This window comes from Bradyrhizobium sp. Kon58 (genome assembly GCF_055807455.1).
In genome coordinates this window covers 1-474 of record NZ_JBVVOT010000148.1, presented here as the reverse complement: position 1 = coordinate 474, position 474 = coordinate 1, and the positions used below count along the sequence as shown (strand labels likewise).

Genomic DNA, 474 nt, shown 5'->3' with positions numbered 1-474 from the left:
AGTTCTTCGCGAGCAAGCTCGCTCCTACAGAAAACCACTTTCGCTTAACTGGCTCAGCGCTTCTCTTGCTTGTTGGGCAGCGGTGCAAACAGCGCCTCGATATCCTCATTGCCCAACTGCCAGTCCCCAGTCGTTCGTCCATCCAGCACGCCCGCAGCCAGATCGGATTTTTCCTTCTGCAGGTGCTGAATTTTCTCCTCCACCGTGCCTCTGGCAATCATCTTGTAGACGAACACCGGCTTCTCTTGCCCGATGCGGTACGCACGGTCGGTGGCCTGATTTTCGGTTGCCGGGTTCCACCAGGGGTCGTAGTGGATCACGGTGTCGGCTTCGGTCAGGTTCAGACCGACGCCGCCCGCTTTCAAGCTGATCAGGAAAATCTGCAGCGTGCCGCTCTGGAACTCCTTGACGGGGGTGCGCCGGTCACGGGTCTGGCCGGTCAGCAGCGCGTAGGCGATCTGGCGTTTCTTCAGT

The 474-nt window shown here is 59.1% G+C and carries 1 protein-coding gene; it reads right to left on the bottom strand.

Annotated elements, in window-relative coordinates:
• Nucleotides 1-53: 53 nt before the first annotated feature.
• On the bottom strand, nucleotides 54-474 hold a 421-nt coding region (locus tag AC0L20_RS39885; RefSeq protein ID WP_473295650.1), incomplete at its 5' end, for a helicase-related protein.